Below are 469 nucleotides of genomic sequence, written 5' to 3' on the forward strand. Positions count from 1 at the left end.
GTGGGCCGTCCAGCCCCCCAAGTTCCCCGCGTCCGCCACACCGCCCGTGCGCCCCGCCCGCGCCAGCGAGGACGACCTGTGGCGCATCGTCTCCTTCGACGAGTCCAACGACCCGGCCCAGAACCTCACCGCCTCCTTCGAGGCCGCCCTCCAGCAGGTGGACGCCCACCTCGAAGCCCTCGTCCGCTCGGATGTCCGGTCGGTGGGGGATGCCAACGAATTCCTCGTCGAGGCCATCGTCGAGGCGACATTCGAGCCGCTGCCTTCTCCCCGCTCCACCGCCTTCCCCGGTGACAACGGAGGGGCTTCTGGACAGACTGAGGACGAGCTGTCCGGTGATCTGGACGAATGGGATTTTGACGAGGACGACGTGGCGGCCGAAGACCCCTCCAACCCCGACGAAGCCTCCAAGCTCCGGCGCCAGCGCCTCCTGCGCCGCGCCATGGAGAACATGGGCGCGCTCGGAGCC

Annotated in this window: 1 pseudogene; it reads left to right on the plus strand. The window is 69.5% G+C overall.

What is annotated here, in order from left to right:
- Positions 1 to 46: 46 nt before the first annotated feature.
- Positions 47 to 469 (plus strand): annotated as a pseudogene (locus tag D7W79_RS42720) (J domain-containing protein); the annotation flags it as partial.

The sequence above is a fragment of the Corallococcus exercitus genome (assembly GCF_003611585.1).
GTDB lineage: Bacteria > Myxococcota > Myxococcia > Myxococcales > Myxococcaceae > Corallococcus > Corallococcus exercitus.